Source organism: Vibrio sp. VGrn 2 (assembly GCF_009361695.1).
GTDB classification, from domain to species: Bacteria; Pseudomonadota; Gammaproteobacteria; order Enterobacterales; family Vibrionaceae; genus Vibrio; species Vibrio diabolicus.
The window spans coordinates 239,437-257,414 of the sequence record NZ_RBWD01000004.1; the positions used below are offsets into that span (position 1 = coordinate 239,437).

Annotated in this window: 15 protein-coding genes; 5 read left to right on the forward strand and 10 right to left on the reverse strand. The window is 46.3% G+C overall.

The window, feature by feature from the left end; all coding sequences use genetic code 11:
- Positions 1–17: 17 nt before the first annotated feature.
- The 5 genes from gspG to gspC are packed head-to-tail and all read right to left on the reverse strand — an operon-like array spanning position 18 to position 6,221.
- Positions 18–461: a type II secretion system major pseudopilin GspG gene (gene gspG / locus D8S93_RS09755; RefSeq protein WP_005379298.1), complete on the reverse strand. Its 444-nt coding sequence runs from the start codon at positions 459–461 to the stop codon at positions 18–20.
- Between the two features lie 59 nt (positions 462–520).
- Positions 521–1,738, reverse strand: a complete 1,218-nt coding sequence (gene gspF, locus D8S93_RS09760; RefSeq protein WP_025768303.1) for a type II secretion system inner membrane protein GspF — start codon at positions 1,736–1,738, stop codon at positions 521–523.
- Entirely contained in the window at positions 1,738–3,240 is a 1,503-nt protein-coding gene (gene gspE, locus D8S93_RS09765) for a type II secretion system ATPase GspE (RefSeq protein ID WP_005379296.1), read from the reverse strand. Before gspE ends, gspF begins: the two co-directional genes overlap by 1 nt.
- The gene (gene gspD / locus D8S93_RS09770) at positions 3,240–5,258 is read right to left on the reverse strand and encodes a type II secretion system secretin GspD (RefSeq protein ID WP_005379295.1); all 2,019 of its coding nucleotides are present in this window, start codon (positions 5,256–5,258) and stop codon (positions 3,240–3,242) included. The genes gspE and gspD overlap by 1 nt, the downstream gene beginning before the upstream one ends.
- Positions 5,259–5,294: 36 nt before the next feature.
- Positions 5,295–6,221 carry a type II secretion system protein GspC gene (gene gspC, locus D8S93_RS09775; protein WP_005379294.1) on the reverse strand — a complete coding sequence of 309 codons (927 nt, stop codon included), beginning with the start codon at positions 6,219–6,221 and terminating at the stop codon, positions 5,295–5,297.
- A 253-nt stretch (positions 6,222–6,474) separates the two neighbouring features.
- Here gspC and hslR point away from each other — a divergent pair, with 253 nt between their 5' ends.
- The 4 genes from hslR (at position 6,475) to D8S93_RS09795 (ending at position 12,021) form a co-directional block, all read left to right on the forward strand.
- The gene (hslR, locus tag D8S93_RS09780) at positions 6,475–6,861 is read left to right on the forward strand and encodes a ribosome-associated heat shock protein Hsp15 (RefSeq protein WP_005379292.1); all 387 of its coding nucleotides are present in this window, start codon (positions 6,475–6,477) and stop codon (positions 6,859–6,861) included.
- Between the two features lie 31 nt (positions 6,862–6,892).
- Positions 6,893–7,768: an Hsp33 family molecular chaperone HslO gene (gene hslO, locus D8S93_RS09785; protein ID WP_152812961.1), complete on the forward strand. Its 876-nt coding sequence runs from the start codon at positions 6,893–6,895 to the stop codon at positions 7,766–7,768.
- A 337-nt stretch (positions 7,769–8,105) separates the two neighbouring features.
- Positions 8,106–9,734 (forward strand): phosphoenolpyruvate carboxykinase (ATP), encoded by a 1,629-nt coding sequence (gene pckA / locus D8S93_RS09790; protein ID WP_005395000.1) that lies wholly within the window; start codon positions 8,106–8,108, stop codon positions 9,732–9,734.
- 193 nt (positions 9,735–9,927) lie between these two features.
- Complete coding sequence (locus tag D8S93_RS09795; RefSeq protein WP_152812963.1) at positions 9,928–12,021, forward strand: AsmA family protein; 2,094 nt, start codon at positions 9,928–9,930, stop codon at positions 12,019–12,021.
- Between the two features lie 13 nt (positions 12,022–12,034).
- Here the strand turns inward: D8S93_RS09795 and D8S93_RS09800 are convergent, their stop codons facing one another.
- The 3 genes from D8S93_RS09800 to D8S93_RS09810 form a co-directional block, all read right to left on the reverse strand.
- Positions 12,035–12,952: a bifunctional GNAT family N-acetyltransferase/hotdog fold thioesterase gene (locus D8S93_RS09800; protein WP_005395003.1), complete on the reverse strand. Its 918-nt coding sequence runs from the start codon at positions 12,950–12,952 to the stop codon at positions 12,035–12,037.
- 106 nt (positions 12,953–13,058) lie between these two features.
- Complete coding sequence (gene dtd / locus D8S93_RS09805) at positions 13,059–13,493, reverse strand: D-aminoacyl-tRNA deacylase (RefSeq protein WP_319802977.1); 435 nt, start codon at positions 13,491–13,493, stop codon at positions 13,059–13,061.
- Entirely contained in the window at positions 13,465–14,409 is a 945-nt protein-coding gene (locus D8S93_RS09810) for a virulence factor BrkB family protein (RefSeq protein WP_005379281.1), read from the reverse strand. Before D8S93_RS09810 ends, dtd begins: the two co-directional genes overlap by 29 nt.
- Positions 14,410–14,443: 34 nt before the next feature.
- Between D8S93_RS09810 and D8S93_RS09815 the strand changes: the two genes are divergently transcribed.
- Entirely contained in the window at positions 14,444–15,085 is a 642-nt protein-coding gene (locus D8S93_RS09815; RefSeq protein ID WP_006741783.1) for a DUF2959 domain-containing protein, read from the forward strand.
- 31 nt (positions 15,086–15,116) lie between these two features.
- Here D8S93_RS09815 and D8S93_RS09820 read toward each other — a convergent pair whose 3' ends face one another.
- Entirely contained in the window at positions 15,117–15,659 is a 543-nt protein-coding gene (locus D8S93_RS09820) for an AAA family ATPase (protein ID WP_152812967.1), read from the reverse strand.
- A gap of 80 nt (positions 15,660–15,739) precedes the next feature.
- Entirely contained in the window at positions 15,740–17,569 is a 1,830-nt protein-coding gene (gene typA, locus D8S93_RS09825) for a translational GTPase TypA (protein WP_152812970.1), read from the reverse strand.
- Positions 17,570–17,978 lie beyond the last annotated feature (409 nt).

Consider the following 17,978-nt stretch of genomic DNA (forward strand, 5'->3'; position numbering starts at 1 on the left):
TGCTGGCTTAGGCTCAATTATTGGAAGTCTTGCATGTTCCAGTTGCCAATATCTGCAGCTGGACCTTCTCCACCCTCTTGGCCATCTGCGCCTAGAGTGAAGATATCGATTGTACCGTTATCACCTGGGCTTAAGTATTGGTACTGGTTGCCCCAAGGGTCATTAGGAAGACGTTTGATGTAACCACCATCACGGTAATTGCGTGGCTCTGGGTTAGATGGCTTGCTAACCAATGCTTCTAGACCTTGGTCCGTTGTTGGGTAAACGCTGTTATCCAACTTGTACATATCTAGGGCATTTTCCAGCGCTACGATGTCCGTAATCGCTTTTTGTTGGTCAGCCTTCTCTTTGTTACCCAATAGGTTTGGAACAACGAAACTTGCCAAAATACCAAGGATAACGACAACAACCATCACTTCTAAAAGTGTAAAACCCTGTTGTTTACTACGCTTAAACTTCATTTTTTTCTCCGAAAGTTAGATTAAAGCCATGCCGTTAGTAGACACGTCTTAATTCGAAATTATCCGCTCATCAAATTATTCATTTCTAGCATTGGCATCAAGGTCGCCATCACAATGAACAACACTAATCCAGCCATTAATGCAATCAGCGCAGGAGTAAACACCCCCAGAGCAATATTGACTGTTGATTCAAAGTTTTGATCTTGGTTATCGGCAGCCCGCGTCAACATGCTCTCTAATTCACCACTTTGCTCACCACTGGCGATCATGTGTAGCATCATTGGTGGAAACAAGCGGGTTTGGTCCAACGCCTTACGCAAACTAGCGCCCTCTCGAACGTTATCCGCTGCAAGCAACACTTGCTGCTTCACATAACGGTTAGACATAACATCTACCGCAACGCGCATACCCTCGAGAATTGGAATCGCACTGGAAGTACAGATCGAAAGTGTTCGCGCGAATCGTGCGGTATTCAAACCTCGAGAGATCTTACCTATTAGCGGTAAGCTCAAGATTTTTCTGTCCCAAGCTAAGCGAAAGTCTGGCTTTTGCAACGCCAGTTTGAGGCCATAGAAAAGCGCCACCAGCACAACGAAAATAATCAGCCCCCAACCTTGCACAAACTCACTGGCTGCCAGTAAAAATTGCGTCGATTGAGGTAACTCTTGGCCCATCTGAATGATGGGTTCAATGATTTTAGGAACCACTGTCGCCAATAAGAACGAAACGATGACAACCGCGAATACCACCAAAACTACAGGATAAATCATTGCTTGAAGCAATTTAGATCGCATCTTTTGGCGGTTTTCGACATAGTCTGCCAAACGCTCTAATACGGTATCGAGGTGACCTGATTTTTCGCCCGCCGCAACCATGGAGCGGTACAGTTCATCAAACACGTGTGGGTAATCGGCAAAACTGTCGGCGAGCGGATAACCCTCGGTTACTTTCGAGCGAACCGCAGCCAACATAGAACGAATCCTCGGCTTTTCAGCCTGCTCAGAGACCGCACGCAAACACTCTTCCAAAGGCATTCCTGATTGGACTAGCGTAGACAATTGACGTGTGATGAGTGCCAGCTCAGATGTTGAGATGCCGCGCTTAAAGCTGACTGAGCCTGAAGACTTAGCCGATTTAGCTTTCGTCTCAACCACTTCAATCGGGATCATCCCTTGCTCTTTGAGTCGCTGGCGCACTTGTCGGGCGTTGTCCCCTTCTATCGTGCCTTTTTTATGCTTGCCTTTTGCATCTAGCGCTTTGTACTCAAATGCCGCCATTAGGTTTCCTTCGTCACTCGCATCACTTCTTCAAGTGACGTAATACCACGACGTACTTTGCTTAGACCATCACTGCGAATACTTGGCGTATGGGCGCGAACGGCTCTCTCAATTTCTTGCTCACCAGACTCTCGGTGAATCAATTCTTGCACTTGCTCATCGACCATAATGAGCTCGTGGATACCTGTTCGACCTCGGTAACCTTTTTGGTTACACGCTTCGCAGCCTTTAGCACGGTGTAGCTCTAGTGGTTCATGCGCTTCCATACCAAACAGTTTCTTCTGTTCAGCATCGGCTTCATACGGCTCTTTACAGCTTGGACAAAGCGTTCGAACTAAGCGCTGCGCTAGCACCCCTAATAACGAAGAAGAAATAAGGAATGGCTCAATACCCATATCACGTAGACGCGTAATCGCACCCACTGCGGTGTTGGTGTGGAGAGTAGACATTACCAAGTGACCCGTTAAGGACGCTTGCACTGCAATTTGTGCGGTTTCTAAGTCACGGATCTCACCGACCATCACCACATCCGGGTCCTGACGCAGAATGGCACGCAAACCACGCGCAAAAGTCATGTCGACCTTTGGGTTCACCTGAGTTTGACCGATGCCATCAATATCAAATTCGATCGGGTCTTCAACCGTTAGAATGTTGCGCTCGTTGCTATTGATCTCTTGCAAGCCAGCATACAAGGTGGTGGATTTACCAGAACCTGTCGGGCCCGTCACCAAGATGATACCGTGAGGGCGGCCAATCAAGTGACGGAAGTTGTCATGCACTGAAGGTGTCATGCCCAAACTATGTAAATCAAGACGCGTCGCGTTTTTATCCAACAAACGCATTACCACGCGCTCACCATGTGAGGACGGCATCGTAGATACACGCACGTCCACCGCACGACCACCGATACGCAACGAAATACGGCCATCTTGAGGCACACGCTTTTCTGCGATATCTAGTTTAGCCATAACCTTCACACGAGAAACTAGCAAAGGCGCTAGCTTACGGCTTGGAGTCAGGACTTCACGCAATACGCCATCGACACGGAAACGAATCGAAAGGGTTTTCTCGAACGTCTCAATATGAATATCCGAAGCACCTTCTTTGATCGCTTCGCCCAACATGGCGTTGATCAATTTGATGATTGGCGCATCGTCTTCCGATTCTAATAAGTCTTCATCGTGCGGCAGTTCTTCAGCCAAAGAGAAGAAATCATCGCTATCAGCACCAATATCTTCCATCAACTGACGCGCTTCAGACGAGTCACGTTGATATGCTTCGGTCAGCTTTTTATCAAAGGCTTCTTTATCGATAGGTTGTGGTACGAAGCTTTTCTTTAATACACGACGGACTTCAACCAGAGCCGCAGGGTTAAGCGGCTCGACATAGTAAAGAATAGGTGGACGCTCAGGATGCTCTGTCTCCAGCACCAGTTTAAAGCGATTGGCAAAACTGAATGGCAGACGACGCATACTTGGCGCTGTGTCTAACATATCAACCATTAGTTGTTTTCCATTTGATCAATAAACGCTTGGATCTCGGTTGGGTGCTGACGCTCCTGGCCAAAGGCAGGCATAACCGGGATCTTCTCGTCAGCCATCAACTTCAACCCTTGATCCGCTTTGTAAAGCTGTTCTGCGCGAATAAAGTTGTATTTACGCTGCGTAATACCGTCGGCCGTCACACCATCGCGAATAATCGTCGGCTTGATGAACACCATCAAGTTACGTTTTTCTGTTTGCGTGCTAGTTGACTTGAACAGATGGCCAAGTACCGGAATGTCACCCAATAGCGGCACTTTGGACTCACTTTCAAGTGCGCGTTCATCGACCAAACCACCAAGAACCAACATCTGACCATCTTGGATCATGACAGAGGTGTTTAACTGTCGTTTAGCAAAGCGAACGTCAACCGCACCGTTTGCGCCTAATACGTTGGAAACTTCTTGTTCAATGTTTAACTGTACAGAGTCACCTTCGTTAATTTGTGGCACTACTTTGAGTTTGATACCGACTTCTTTACGGTCAACCGTTTGGAATGGATTGTCGTTGTTTGAGCCAGCCGTAGAGCCCGTAATAACCGGAACCTCTTCACCCACAATAAATGATGCTTCGCCATTATCCATTACGGTAATACTCGGCGAAGATAGAATGTTTGAGTTGGAGTCAGAAGCAACAGCACTAATTAGCGCTGTCCAGTCACCCATGACAATACTCATTGCCGCACCATTTACTCCGCTAAGTGCTGACGCTAGCGTAGAGTAGTCACCTGATTCAGTAACATCATATGGCGTTCGTTCGCCATTAGAGTTGGTATAGTATTCAGTTCGGGTTTGATCTTTTGCTTCTTCTAGACCAACCATCACCTGACCAATCGGGGCTCCTGAGTTACCGTACTGAATTACAGCACCCGTTTCTAATGAACCCCACTGAACACCTAGGTTAATACCATCACCTTCAGACATTTCGACAATTAACGCTTCAATAAGAACCTGAGCACGACGAATATCGAGTTGAGAAATGACGTCTTGTAATGCCATCATAATATCTGGTGGCGCTGTTAAAACTAACGAGTTAGTTGCAGCGTGAGCAGCAATGACGACCTCACCACGCGATGCACCTGATGTTTTCTGACCGGCTTGCTTTTCAGCTTGCAGGTTATCGGAAACACCTTTCAATACATCCACCAAGTCTTCAGCTTTCGCATTTTTCAGGTACACGACTCGGTTGTTACCTTTTGTCGCCATTTCAACATCAAGTTGACGAATTAAACGTTTCAAGCGGGCTCTTACTTTTGGATCACCAGAAATTAAAATCGCGTTAGTACGTTCATCGGCCACAATTTTAGGTTCAAGGAACTCTGGCGTGCTTTTCTGATTCGCACTTTTATTCAGTGCTTCGACAATGCGTACCATTTCAGCAGCAGATGCATTACGCAGCTCCACCAATTCAATTTCTTTATCACCGGCTTGGTCAACACGCTTGATGATCTCTGCTAAGCGATTCACTACTGCCGCACGACCAGTGATCAAGATAATATTCGCTGGATCATAATGAACCACGTTACCGGCACCGGCGTTATCAATCAGCTGACGAAGTAGAGGAGACAACTCTCGAACCGACACATTACGCACCGCGACAACTCGAGTGATAACACTATCGCCTTGCGCGCTGCCATCACCTAACACAGGGATTGCTGAGGTTTTTGAGTCTTTTGCTTTGATAACCTTAAGTACCCCATTGTCCATTTCTACGACTGCGTAACCGTATACTTCAAGGACATTAAGGAAAAAGCTGTAGTATTGCTCTTCGTTAAGAACGTCATAGCTGCGGACATCGATTTTACCGCGTACTGAAGGATCAACAATGATGGTCTTTTCGAGGTTACGACCCACTATGTTGATGAATTCTTGAATATCAGTGCCTTTAAAGCTCGCACTAAATTCGTTTGCCATTGCACCTGGTACGCAGAGTAAACTTCCTGCTAGTAGCCAAGCACTTTTGCTGAACCAATGTTTCACGTATGTCTCCCTGAACTTACGCCGGTTGCCTAAGTCTTACAATTGGATATAGATATCGTACTGTTGGCCGTCTCGCTCAACAGTTAAATTTAATTCTTGCGGATCGCTCATCACTTGCATCAGTTGTACTGAAGAAGACGGGTCACTTAAATCGATCCCGTTCAGTTGAACCGCAATATCGCCAGGTTGTAGCCCTACATCATTAAATAATGCGGCATCACGACCAGGTGATACTCGATAACCAACAATGTCTCCGTCTTTTTTGACGGGTGAAATGGTGATGTATTTAAAAACGCTTTGTGGATCTTTCGCAATTTCCTCGCGGATTTGCTCTAATTTCTCTCCAACGTCAGACGTCGCTGCTTCTGCTCGCTGAGCTTGCGCCCTGGCTACCTGCGGCGATTCAGATAGCTTCTTATATTCTATACCTTCCATCATTAAGGTCTCGTCTCGACCTTGGTTATCAATGATGACGCGATCCACCAATACCGCTTTTAGTGTCGCACGTGTCCCTTCGATTTCTTCACCCAAACCGTACGTAGCTTGCTTACCTCGGTTAGCAATAACAGCAAGGCTGGTGTTGGCATCACTACTTGCAACCGCACCGACCAGCGTAAGGTTAAGGCGCGTCTTAGGGGCGTCTTTAACAATAGGCTGTTCTACAACCGCCGCTTTTTGCTCAGTGTATTTACCGAATAGGTTGGCATTCTGAAGGGCATTAAAATCTATCGCGTCGCCTTTATTGCTCGCAGCAACGCTACTCGCCGATGGACGCCATTGCGGCACTTCCGACGATTGAGGTATGGCTAACCACACAATTTTGCCAAGTATCCATCCGGTTATCGCAATAAACAGACAGGTAAGCAACAAGCTAAGTTTGGCTTGAATGGTATAATGATTGGACTTGATCTGAGCCAGTAGCGGTCTGCTTGATAATCCTGCACTTAGCTCTAAACGTTTCACTGAATGGATTCCTTTATTCTAACGTCCGTCATTTAAGCTATAACGATAGCTATCGACTTTAAATTGCTAAATTTGCAATAAAATTATTACTCAACAAAGAGCAGTGAACTATATCACAAGTTGTCTTTCATACCTTTTTCTTATGCAGTTTTTGCCAACTCCCTTGAAAAAAATACGCCTTGACTCCATCTGTAGGTGAATAATCCATCACTCATTGCCGTATTCGGGCAGTGATTAGATAGCGTAGTGTTCTATGAGTTCCCTAAATGAAGCCGTTAGGCTAGATAAATGGCTATGGGCCGCAAGATTTTACAAAACCCGCTCCATCGCGCGTAACATGGTCGATGGCGGTAAAGTCCACTATAATGGCCAACGAAGCAAGCCGAGTAAAATCGTTGAAGTGGGCGCTGAAGTCAGACTTCGTCAAGGCAACGAAGAAAAAATCGTGATCATCGAACAAATCTCAGATCAACGCCGAGGCGCTCCCATCGCACAAACCTTATATCGCGAAACCAATGAGAGTATCGCAAAACGTGAGGAACACGCGACTCAACGTAAGCTTAATGCCCACAACCCAAGTCCGGAACGCCGCCCAGATAAAAAGCAGCGCAGAGACATCATTAAGTTCAAACACCAATAAAAGCCGGAATTACCAACGAGGAAAGCACTCCATGGCAAATAATGTTTTAAACCGCTACCTATTCGAAGATCTTTCAGTACGTGGCGAGTTGGTACAATTGGATGAAGCGTACCAACGTGTTATCTCCAGCAAGGAATATCCGGCAGCAATAGAGAAACTGCTGGGTGAGCTACTCGTTTCAACTACTCTTTTAACTGCCACTCTTAAGTTCGAAGGTTCGATCACCATCCAGCTGCAAGGCGACGGTCCTGTGTCTCTTGCCGTTATCAACGGTGACCATAACCAACGTGTTCGTGGCGTAGCTCGCTGGGAAGGCGATGTTGCCGATGATGCAAGCCTCCACGATCTCATGGGCAAAGGTTACCTCGTTATCACTATCGAACCAAAAAACGGTGAGCGTTACCAAGGTGTCGTTGGATTAGAAGGTGATACTCTAGCCGACGTACTAGAAGGCTACTTCGCAAACTCAGAGCAGCTAAAAACGCGTCTATGGATCCGCACGGGCGAGCACGAAGGTAAAGCCCACGCAGCAGGTATGTTGATTCAAGTAATCCCTGATGGCACTGGTTCACCAGATGATTTCGAGCATCTAGAGCAACTGACTGACACGGTAAAAGATGAAGAGCTATTTGGTCTAGAAGCTAACGAACTACTATACCGCCTATATAACCAAGACAAAGTGCGCCTTTACGAACCGCAACCTGTCGAATTCCATTGTGGCTGTTCTCGTGATCGTAGTGGTGCCGCTATCATCACCGTTGAGAAAGCTGAAATTTATGACATTTTGGCTGAAGTAGGATCCGTTTCTTTACATTGTGATTACTGTGGCACGACCTATACGTTCGACGAAGCGGAAGTCACCGAGCTGTATGCACAAGCTTCTGCGGACAAGAAAACCCTGCATTAATTTACATAGCTTATCAAGCACGTAATTTACCCTACAAAATGCCAGCTTAATGCTGGCATTTTTGTGATCAACCCCTCGTAATGCCTCGCTTCAAGCGTAATAAAACAACTGCTTAATTTTAAACAATTAATAATGATTTTGCCCTAGCGCAAAGGATTGCGTGCACGATAAACTATTCCCACCAATATGTGACGGGTTACCTAAAACCTTATTGAAATCATGGATAAATTTTGAGCTATCTCCCTGTTTTCTCCCCGCCCCGTTGCTAGCATGGTGAGCAGATTAAAATTAAAACATTCTTACAAAATCCCTACAAAAATCCTTATAAGGAGCACCTATGACCGTTATGGAACATACTAAGGCTGCAACACTTGATCTAACCAAGCACGGACTGCATAACGTTAAAGAGGTTATTCGCAACCCTAGCTACGAAATGTTGTTTGAGGAAGAAACGCGTGAAGACCTAACTGGTTATGAGCGTGGCGTGGTTACTGAACTAGGTGCGGTTGCCGTTGACACTGGCATCTTTACTGGTCGCTCACCAAAAGATAAATACATCGTCAAAGACGCTACGACAGAAGAGCATATGTGGTGGACGTCTGATCAAGTAAAAAATGACAACAAGCCAATCACTCCAGAAGTCTGGGACGAGCTGAAAGAACTGGTCACAAACCAGCTTTCTAACAAACGTTTGTTTGTTGTTGACGGTTACTGTGGTGCAAACCCAGATACGCGTTTGAGCATTCGTGTTATCACGGAAGTCGCATGGCAAGCGCACTTCGTTAAAAACATGTTTATCCGCCCAACGGAAGAAGAATTGGCAACATTTGAACCAGACTTCGTGGTAATGAATGGCGCAAAATGCACTAACCCAAAATGGGAAGAGCAAGGTCTGAACTCAGAAAACTTCACCGTATTTAACCTAACCGAGCGCATGCAACTTATCGGTGGTACTTGGTACGGCGGTGAGATGAAGAAAGGCATGTTCGCAATGATGAACTACTTCCTTCCATTAAAAGACATCGCATCAATGCACTGTAGCGCTAACATGGGCAAAGACGGCGACGTAGCGGTATTCTTTGGTCTCTCTGGTACCGGTAAAACCACACTATCAACTGACCCTAAACGTGCGCTAATTGGTGATGATGAGCACGGTTGGGATGATGACGGCGTCTTCAACTTCGAAGGTGGTTGTTACGCGAAAACCATCAAGCTATCGAAAGAAGCGGAGCCTGACATCTACAACGCAATTCGCCGTGATGCACTGCTAGAAAACGTAACGGTACGTAGCGATGGCTCTATCGACTTTGATGATGGTTCGAAAACAGAAAACACACGTGTTTCTTACCCTATCTACCATATCGACAACATTGTTAAGCCAGTATCAAAAGGCGGTCACGCGAATAAAGTGATCTTCCTATCGGCGGACGCATTTGGTGTGCTACCTCCAGTGTCTAAATTGACGCCTGAGCAAACGAAGTACCACTTCCTATCTGGCTTTACTGCAAAACTGGCAGGAACAGAGCGTGGTATTACTGAGCCTACACCAACCTTCTCTGCATGTTTTGGCGCAGCGTTTCTAACGCTTCACCCAACTAAATACGCAGAAGTACTGGTTAAACGTATGGAAGCAGCAGGCGCTGAGGCTTACCTAGTGAACACAGGTTGGAACGGCACTGGCAAACGTATCTCGATTCAAGATACGCGCGGAATTATTGATGCGATTCTTGATGGTTCGATTGAAGATGCACCAACTAAGCACATTCCTATCTTCAACCTTGAAGTACCAACTTCGCTACCAGGTGTGGATCCAAGCATTCTAGACCCTCGTGACACGTACGTTGATCCACTTCAGTGGGAAAGCAAAGCGAAAGACTTGGCTGAACGCTTTATCAATAACTTTGATAAATACACGGACAATGCGGAAGGTAAATCTCTGGTTGCCGCTGGCCCTCAGATTGATTAAATCGAGTAACAACGACGTCGCGTAAACCACAGTGGTAAGTGGTCAGCCACTTATCACTTTTACGTAGACCAAGTTACAAAAAAACCGCTTCAAGCCCCTCTTTTGAGGGGCTTTTTATTGAATACCGCAGAATATTGATACAAGCTAAAGCCTATCTAGTTTTATTTAATAGTAAACGTAGGTTCTAGCAGGGATGAAAACAGCGCGTCGAGTTCTAATTCTGTTACTGGTTATCTTAGTTGCCATTCCGGCCACTATGATTGCGCTGTTAACAACATCTTACGCCGATGCAACTTGGCGTTTGCTATCAAACAGCATTTCCTTGCCCTTTCAAGCAGAAAGCGTGCGTTACGATTTTCCCTACCACCTAACTTTACAGGGTGTGAACACAAACGTAGACGACGCTTCTTACATCGAGCAAGTCGATTTATGGATGAATCCCGATGTTTATTGCGATGGTAAATGGATCGTTGATAGCTTATTGATTGATGGACTTAATTTGCAGTATGGCGCGCCAAAGCTCCCGCCTTTAGATAACGTTTTGTTCCATCAAATCGCGCTCAAAAATATTGATTACGCCGACGAGCAGTTTTCTGGTAATGGCATTGACCTTCAAATTCAATCACCACAATGGAATGGCCAGTTAATACCATATGGCGAGGTTCAACTTGCAGCCGACCAGATCTATTGGAATGGCGAAGCCTTTAATCAGGTCTTGGTCGACATGGACTACAAACCGCAAGACAGTACGCTCTATGGCACTTCATTTAAGTGGCGTAACAGTCAAATTTCAGGGCAAGGCGAGCAGTATCCACAAGGCTGGTCTTTAGTGAATGTGACCATCAATAAGTTGCAACTCAATCATATCCAGCTCCAATCACTGCTTGCTAAGCCTTGGCAAGCAATGCCATTCCAGATTAATCACATTAATAGCTTAGACTTACTGAACGCCGATATTGAATGGGGCGATTGGCACTGGCAAAACTTAGAGCTCTCCGTAGAAAACGCCACACTGCCACTGTCTCTCTGGGAGACAACGGCTCAAGTTTCATTGCAGGCGGATAGCGTCCGATTCCAACAGCAAACCGCAATAGAGCCACGTTTAAGTGCTGTTATCAAGCCTGAAAAAATCCAACTCAACGAGCTCAGCTTAGATTGGCAGCAAGGTCGTGTGCAGGTCTCTGGGGTGTTCACTCCAACGCAATGGCAACTCGAAGAAGCTTCCATTCAAGGCCTCAAGTGGGCAATACAACCTGAAGATAACCAAAACTGGTGGCACGCCGCCATCAGTAAGTTAGATCATGTCACAATCCAACGACTCGACATCGAGCGCAGCCAAATCATTCAGCTATCTCACGAACCTTATTGGCAGTTCTCCGGTTTAAACATCGAAGGGCAGCAGCTTGATCTTAAACAGGTCAATCAACGTTGGGGCCTTTGGCATGGCGATCTGGAAGCTAGCGTTGTCAACGCCAGTTATAACCAAGTGCTCACGTCTCATGCTGCACTTGCCATGCAAAGTGAGAATGGCTTTTGGAAACTGACACGCCTTTTTGCACCACTCGAGCAAGGCTACGTAGAAGGCATCGGACAGATAGACCTAAGTACTCCGAGCCAGCCTTGGGCACTCAACCTCAATGCCGATGGCATTCCCTTATCACTCTTCCACGATTATTTACCCGACACACTGGCTATTGATGGTTTTTCCGATCTCAGCCTCGCTCTACAAGGATTATCAGGTGATCGCAACATGCTGGCCTACAGCTTATCGGGTGAAGTGGAAGCCAACCTGCGAGATACCCGTTTTAAATCCCAAGCGAATCATTCACTCAAAGCCATTACCTTAAGTCCGCTGCGTTTAAGCGCACAACGAGGGAAAGTCGCCATAGAACCAGTCACCATTTCAGGGAAAGCTATAAGTGGTAGGGTTTGGGGCGAGTTTGATATGGCCAACAACCCGCTAAATGGCATTGTTTATCAATGGAAGGACTCGTGCGGGAGCGTTGAAGGCGATCTACTCAGTGGCGAAATCCATCATAATGAGTGTTTAAAAGCACCAGCTCCAAAAGAACCGGCTGATGTTGAAAGTACTCCACAAACACATGAATCATCCATTGAGCAGCCAACTGCGATCGATAACATCAATGTGGAGATTCAAGAGGAAGAGCTTTCCGAAGAAATTGTCGAAGAAGACGAAGCATCTGTCACTGATCCCACCGCAGAGGAACAAATCCTCCCACCGACAGAGCGAGAAAACGAAACAGATAAGCGCCCTACAGATCAGTAAGGCGCCCTCTCAATTAACAGCTGAGTAATTGCGAATAGTTCGGTATCAGCATATAGGTACCAACAAAATCTACGGCTGGCGTGTCGCCACTATAAATCACCACGTGAATGACGATGCGTGCTTTACGCCCTGACTCCAATCGATCTAGGTCACCACTGATCCCATCTAACGAAGTACTCGCCACGGGGTTTTGTTCGACTGGTTGACGATAACGAATCGAGCTGTCGGCCAACACAATATCACCATGCAAACCGCGCTCTTTAAGCAGCAGCCACGTCATACCCCACCCCGTCAAGGTAGCTAAAGTAAAAGCCGACCCCGCAAACATGGTGTTATGCGGATTAAGGTTTGGATTAAGTTGCGCGCAGCATTCAAACTGGTAACCCGTGTACTGGTTAATTTTTATCCCCATTTTGTCGCTAATTGGGATCTGTTGCTCCCAGCGCTGCTGAAGTTCAGTGCACCATTCTGGGCGACGCAACACATTCGCCATCGGATCCAATGGTTTCACCATTTGCTGGTGACGCACAGGACCGCGCTCGTCGGTCAGTTCACCACGACGCTCAAAGCCATTTTTCTCGTAAAAGGCGATGGCATCTTCACGGGCATTACACACCAAGCGCTTCGCCCCTTCTTGGCGTGCTAACGACTCTAGCGCGACCAGAACCAGCGAGCCCATCCCCTTACTGCGGCGATTATTTTTAACCGCCATATAGCGGATTTGGCCATCATTATCCGGCGTAATGTATAAACGACCGATCGCCATAGGACGACCTCGGCCATCAACAATCATACGGTGATGGCTCATTTCATCGTATTCATCGCGTTCAGAGCCAATTGGCATACGCCATGGCTCACGAAGCAGTTGCCAGCGAAACTGATAATACTTGTTTATCTGATTATCGGTTTTGGGAGTAATGAGTTTGAACATATCAATCCTTTGAAAGCACAACACTAATAAATGTCGGGAAAATCACTCCAAGCCAATTCCATGAGCTTGGAGTTAAAGCTTAGACCATGGCGCTTGTGTTACCAGACTAGACCTGCAACCAAAACGTCACTGGACCGTCATTCACTAAGGACACTTTCATATCGGCAGCGAAGCGGCCACGCTGTGTGGGTAAAACTTGTTCACATAAATCAGAAAAGTAATCATACAAGCGCTCAGCATCAGCAGGATGCGCACCGCGAGAAAAGCCAGCACGAGTGCCTTTTTTTGTATCCGCAGGTAACGTAAATTGAGAAACCACCAGCACTTTGCCTTCTACCTGTTTGACATTCAGGTTCATCTTACCTTCACCATCTTCGAACACGCGGTAGGTCGTAACACGCTCCATCAAGCGTTTTGCTTTGGCCTCATCGTCGTCTTTCTCTACTCCTAATAAGACCAGCAGACCACGATCAATTTCCCCTACGACTTCACCATCCACACGGACGGCAGCTTCACTGACTCGTTGAATTAGCGCTATCACTACTCTCGCTTCCTTCATCTGTTAACTGAGATTCAGCGGTCGAGTGTATCATGTCTAAATCTTCACTCCAGTGCTCTCGCTCACCAAGCGCAGCTGTGACTTCCGCACCCAATAACACGATCATCCAGCATAAATACACCCAAACAAACAAGATAGGAATCGCGGCTAACGCGCCGTAAATGAGCTGATAAGAGGGGAACTGCGTGATGTAGAGTGCAAAGCCCTTTTTACTTAATTCGAACAGTATCGCAGCGACTGCTGCCCCCATCGCGCCATGAGCCAGGTGCACTTTTTTATTCGGCACCAGAATATATAAGCCAAGGAAAGCGAAAAAAGACAACAACAGCGGTAACCAACGTAAAAACAGATTGAACGCACCAGATAATGTCTCGTTCTCTAAAATTTGCAGTGAGGTCACGTACGATGTCGCCGCGATACTCGCACCGACCATGATCGGCCCTAACGTGAGTACCATCCAATACATAGAGAATGAAAAGACTAAACGGCGCTTATCTTTAACTCGCCAAATGTAGTTTAAGTTCTTATCAATGTTCGAAATCAGCATGACTGCAGCAATGAATAAAAACCCACCGCCAACCGCGCTCATTTTGCCCGTATTCGCCACAAATTCCTGCAATGCCGTATGTACAGCTTCCCCAGATGCCGGAACAAAATTCTCAATAATGTAGCCTTGCAACACCTCACCGACGTTCGCAAAAACGGGAAATTTCGACAATATTGATAACAATACCGTCAGCATTGGCACGATGGATAACAAGGTAATGTAGGCAAGATAGCCCGCGTTCACATTGACGCGATCATGCGTTAATCGCTTAAGAAGATACTTAAAAAACGCGACGCAACTTGGCAGTAGATTGATTAATCTTGCCTTGTAACTCTCTGATAACTGGTTCATAGTTCATCCCATAATTAGCGTCGAGGACATAAGAATGCCTTATTTATTAGCAATTGTACTATCAATTTTCACTTTAACAGGGTGTCAATCTGCTTATTACTCAGCGATGGAGCAAGTTGGGTACCATAAACGAGATATTATGGTCGACCGCGTTGAAGATGCCAAAGAATCTCAACAAGATGCACAAGAAGAATTCACCAGTGCGCTCGAAGCCTTATCTGCGATCACTAATTTTGATGGTGGTGAGCTAGAAAGTGTCTACAACAAAATCAATGACAAGTACGAAGACAGCGAAAAAGCGGCGCAAGACGTTCGTGACCGCATTGCTGCGATTGAAGACGTTTCCGGCGCACTGTTTAATGAATGGCAAGACGAACTAGAGCTGTACTCGAGCGCGAAATTGCGCCGTTCAAGCGAACAAAAGCTACGTGAAACCAAAGCTTCGTACAAAACCATGCTTAGCGCAATGAAGCGTGCAGAGAAAAAGATGACGCCTGTACTAAATACACTGCGCGACAACACGTTGTACTTGAAACACAACCTTAACGCGAGTGCGATTGGCTCTCTACAAGGTGAATTTTCTAGTCTAGAGAAAGACATTCAGTTTGCCATCAAACAGATGAACGAAGCGATTGCAGAGTCTGATAAATTCCTGCAAAAGCTCAATCAAAAGTAAATGATTCAAACCTCCTCCTAGCGAGGAGGTTTTAGTCTGTGACCTCACCAACTAAACCGATGACTCTTCGAACAAAGCCTACTCGTTCTAGCACGCTGCCCCATGGCACTTCTACCACTTCATAGCCCAACTCAACATAGATATCCACTAAGGATTGATGAATCTCCAATGCTTCTTCAAAGCTGTGTGGACGCACTTCATCTTGCACGTAAATGGATGCTTCAGGTCGACAAGTAAACACCTGACTATGGTACCCAGCACTTTCAGTTAAGAAAGCTTGGTCAACCTTACAACCGCCCACTTGTAAGTAAGCAATGATGTCTGGGATCGCGCGATCAACAAACGCAACATCATAAGCTTGGGCCTCACGCTTTTGTTTGCTCATCAAGTCGAGACATAACTGAGCAAACTCAGGCAGGTTCGTCCACGGCAAGATACCGTCGTCTAACTGGTTTTGCTGTTCAATCAGCGTACGAGAGCTCTCTGCAAACGTCGCATACCCTTGCCGCTCTAATGCATTCAGTAGGGTGGTTTTCCCCGCACCTGGGCCACCAGTAATCACAATTGGCTTCATGCTGATATGTTCATTCTCTAGATACAAAAAACCCTGAGCATAACTCAGGGCTTCTTCTTAATTGAATCGCTTAACGAAAATTATTTCGCGCCACGAGAAGCACGCTTACGATCGCTTTCCGTTAAGAACTTCTTACGAATACGGATGCTTTCAGGCGTTACTTCTACTAGCTCATCGTCATCAATGAATTCTAGTGCTTGCTCAAGAGTCATCTTGATTGGCGGAGTAAGAACCTGTGCGTCATCGGTACCAGATGCACGAACGTTGGTTAGCTGCTTACCTTTCAGTGCGTTTACCGTTAGGTCGTTATCACGGCTGTGAATACCGATAACCATACCTTCGTAAACTTCAACACCGTGACCGATAAATAGACGACCACGTTCTTGCAGGTTGAACAGCGCGTTAGTTAGCGCTTTACCCATCGCGTTCGCGATCAGTACACCGTTTACACGTTGACCGATGTTACCGCCTTTGTGTGGCGCGTAGCGATCGAACGTATGGTAAAGAAGACCAGAACCAGAAGTCAGTGTCATGAATTCCGTTTGGAAACCGATCAGGCCACGAGATGGCATTTCGAAGTCCATACGTACACGGCCTTTACCGTCTGGAGACATGTCTTTCAGCTCACCTTTACGTAGGCCGATGTTCTCCATGATGCCGCCTTGATGCTCTTCCATCACGTCGATAGTTACTGTTTCGAACGGTTCCAATAGCTGACCATCTTCTTCTTTGATGATTACTTCTGGACGAGATACAGCAAGCTCGAAGCCTTCACGACGCATGTTTTCGATCAGGATAGATAGGTGAAGTTCACCACGACCTGATACGCGGAATTTGTCCGGATCGTCTGTTTGCTCAACGCGTAGTGCAACGTTGTGTACCAGTTCTTTCTCTAGACGCTCAAGGATGTTACGTGACGTTACGAACTTACCTTCTTTACCCGCGAATGGAGACGTGTTTACTTGGAACGTCATCGTTACTGTTGGTTCATCAACAGACAGTGGTGGTAGCGCTTCTACTGCGTTTTGTGCACAGATAGTGTCAGATATTTTAAGCTCGCCAAGACCAGTGATTGCAATGATATCACCCGCGTTAGCTTGCTCAACTTCGTGACGCTCTAGGCCTAGGTAGCCCATTACTGTGCCCACTTTACCGTTGCGAGTTTTGCCGTCTGCACCAACAACCGTTACTTGCTGGTTTGGCTTAACGCTACCACGAGTTACACGGCCAACGCCGATAACGCCAACGTAAGAGCTGTAATCCAACTGAGAGATTTGCATCTGTAGTGGACCATCTAGGTCAACTTCTGGTGCAGCTACTTCGCCAACGATAGTTTCGAATAGCGGTTCCATGTTCTCGCCAGTTTCGCCTTCTTCTAGAGAAGCCCAACCGTTAAGAGCAGAAGCGTAAACCACTTTAAAGTCTAACTGTTCGTCAGAAGCACCTAGGTTGTCGAATAGGTCGAACACTTGGTCCATAACCCAATCAGGACGTGCGCCAGGGCGGTCAATCTTGTTGATAACAACGATTGGTTTTAGACCATGAGCAAACGCTTTTTGTGTTACGAAACGCGTTTGAGGCATTGGACCATCAACCGCGTCAACAATAAGTAGTACAGAGTCTACCATCGACATGATACGTTCAACTTCGCCACCGAAGTCCGCGTGTCCCGGAGTATCTACGATGTTGATACGGTAATCGTTCCAGTCGATTGCTGTGTTTTTAGCAAGAATGGTAATACCGCGCTCTTTCTCAATGTCGTTCGAGTCCATGACTCGCTCTTCAGCTTCACCGCGAGACTCAAGCGTGCCTGATTGTTGTAGCAGCTTGTCAACCAACGTGGTTTTACCGTGGTCAACGTGCGCGATGATCGCGATATTTCTTAATTTATCAATCTGTGGAGTAGCCATGGATATTGATTCACTTAGATAGATGAAATGCCCCCACGCTGAGAACGGGTGCTCTCTGGCGACATTTGCTGATTAAAAAAACGGCCATAATGTACCAGATTTTAGCAAAAAGCCTAGAAATATGTGATCTACTCCCGAGCATTTCTGCGATTTTTACGCTTAATGCCCATTTTCTTCCTCAGAACGAATTGATTAAACACAACTTTATTCCAATCGATGCATAATTCAAATTGACTCTTGCTCAAAAACTGGGCTGAATAAGCAATGCGCCTGTCACATTATGGTGCAATAATAATTTTCCGCACCATAATAGTGCAATTAAAGATCATTTTGGTGCAATCATCTGCACCAAGCTAGCGCCAAAAAACACAATTGCTTGAAATTAATGGAATATTTTTTTTGGCACGGT

Bases quoted from the DNA above. Each gene is read 5' to 3' on its own strand.
- gspG (WP_005379298.1), bottom strand. From the start codon at position 461: ATGAAGTTTAAGCGTAGTAAACAACAGGGTTTTACACTTTTAGAAGTG.
- gspF (WP_025768303.1), bottom strand. From the start codon at position 1,738: ATGGCGGCATTTGAGTACAAAGCGCTAGATGCAAAAGGCAAGCATAAA.
- gspE (WP_005379296.1), bottom strand. From the start codon at position 3,240: ATGGTTGATATGTTAGACACAGCGCCAAGTATGCGTCGTCTGCCATTC.
- hslR (WP_005379292.1), top strand. From the start codon at position 6,475: ATGAGTTCCCTAAATGAAGCCGTTAGGCTAGATAAATGGCTATGGGCC.
- hslO (WP_152812961.1), top strand. From the start codon at position 6,893: ATGGCAAATAATGTTTTAAACCGCTACCTATTCGAAGATCTTTCAGTA.
- pckA (WP_005395000.1), top strand. From the start codon at position 8,106: ATGACCGTTATGGAACATACTAAGGCTGCAACACTTGATCTAACCAAG.
- D8S93_RS09795 (WP_152812963.1), top strand. From the start codon at position 9,928: ATGAAAACAGCGCGTCGAGTTCTAATTCTGTTACTGGTTATCTTAGTT.
- D8S93_RS09800 (WP_005395003.1), bottom strand. From the start codon at position 12,952: ATGTTCAAACTCATTACTCCCAAAACCGATAATCAGATAAACAAGTAT.
- D8S93_RS09810 (WP_005379281.1), bottom strand. From the start codon at position 14,409: ATGAACCAGTTATCAGAGAGTTACAAGGCAAGATTAATCAATCTACTG.
- D8S93_RS09815 (WP_006741783.1), top strand. From the start codon at position 14,444: ATGCCTTATTTATTAGCAATTGTACTATCAATTTTCACTTTAACAGGG.
- D8S93_RS09820 (WP_152812967.1), bottom strand. From the start codon at position 15,659: ATGAAGCCAATTGTGATTACTGGTGGCCCAGGTGCGGGGAAAACCACC.
- typA (WP_152812970.1), bottom strand. From the start codon at position 17,569: ATGGCTACTCCACAGATTGATAAATTAAGAAATATCGCGATCATCGCG.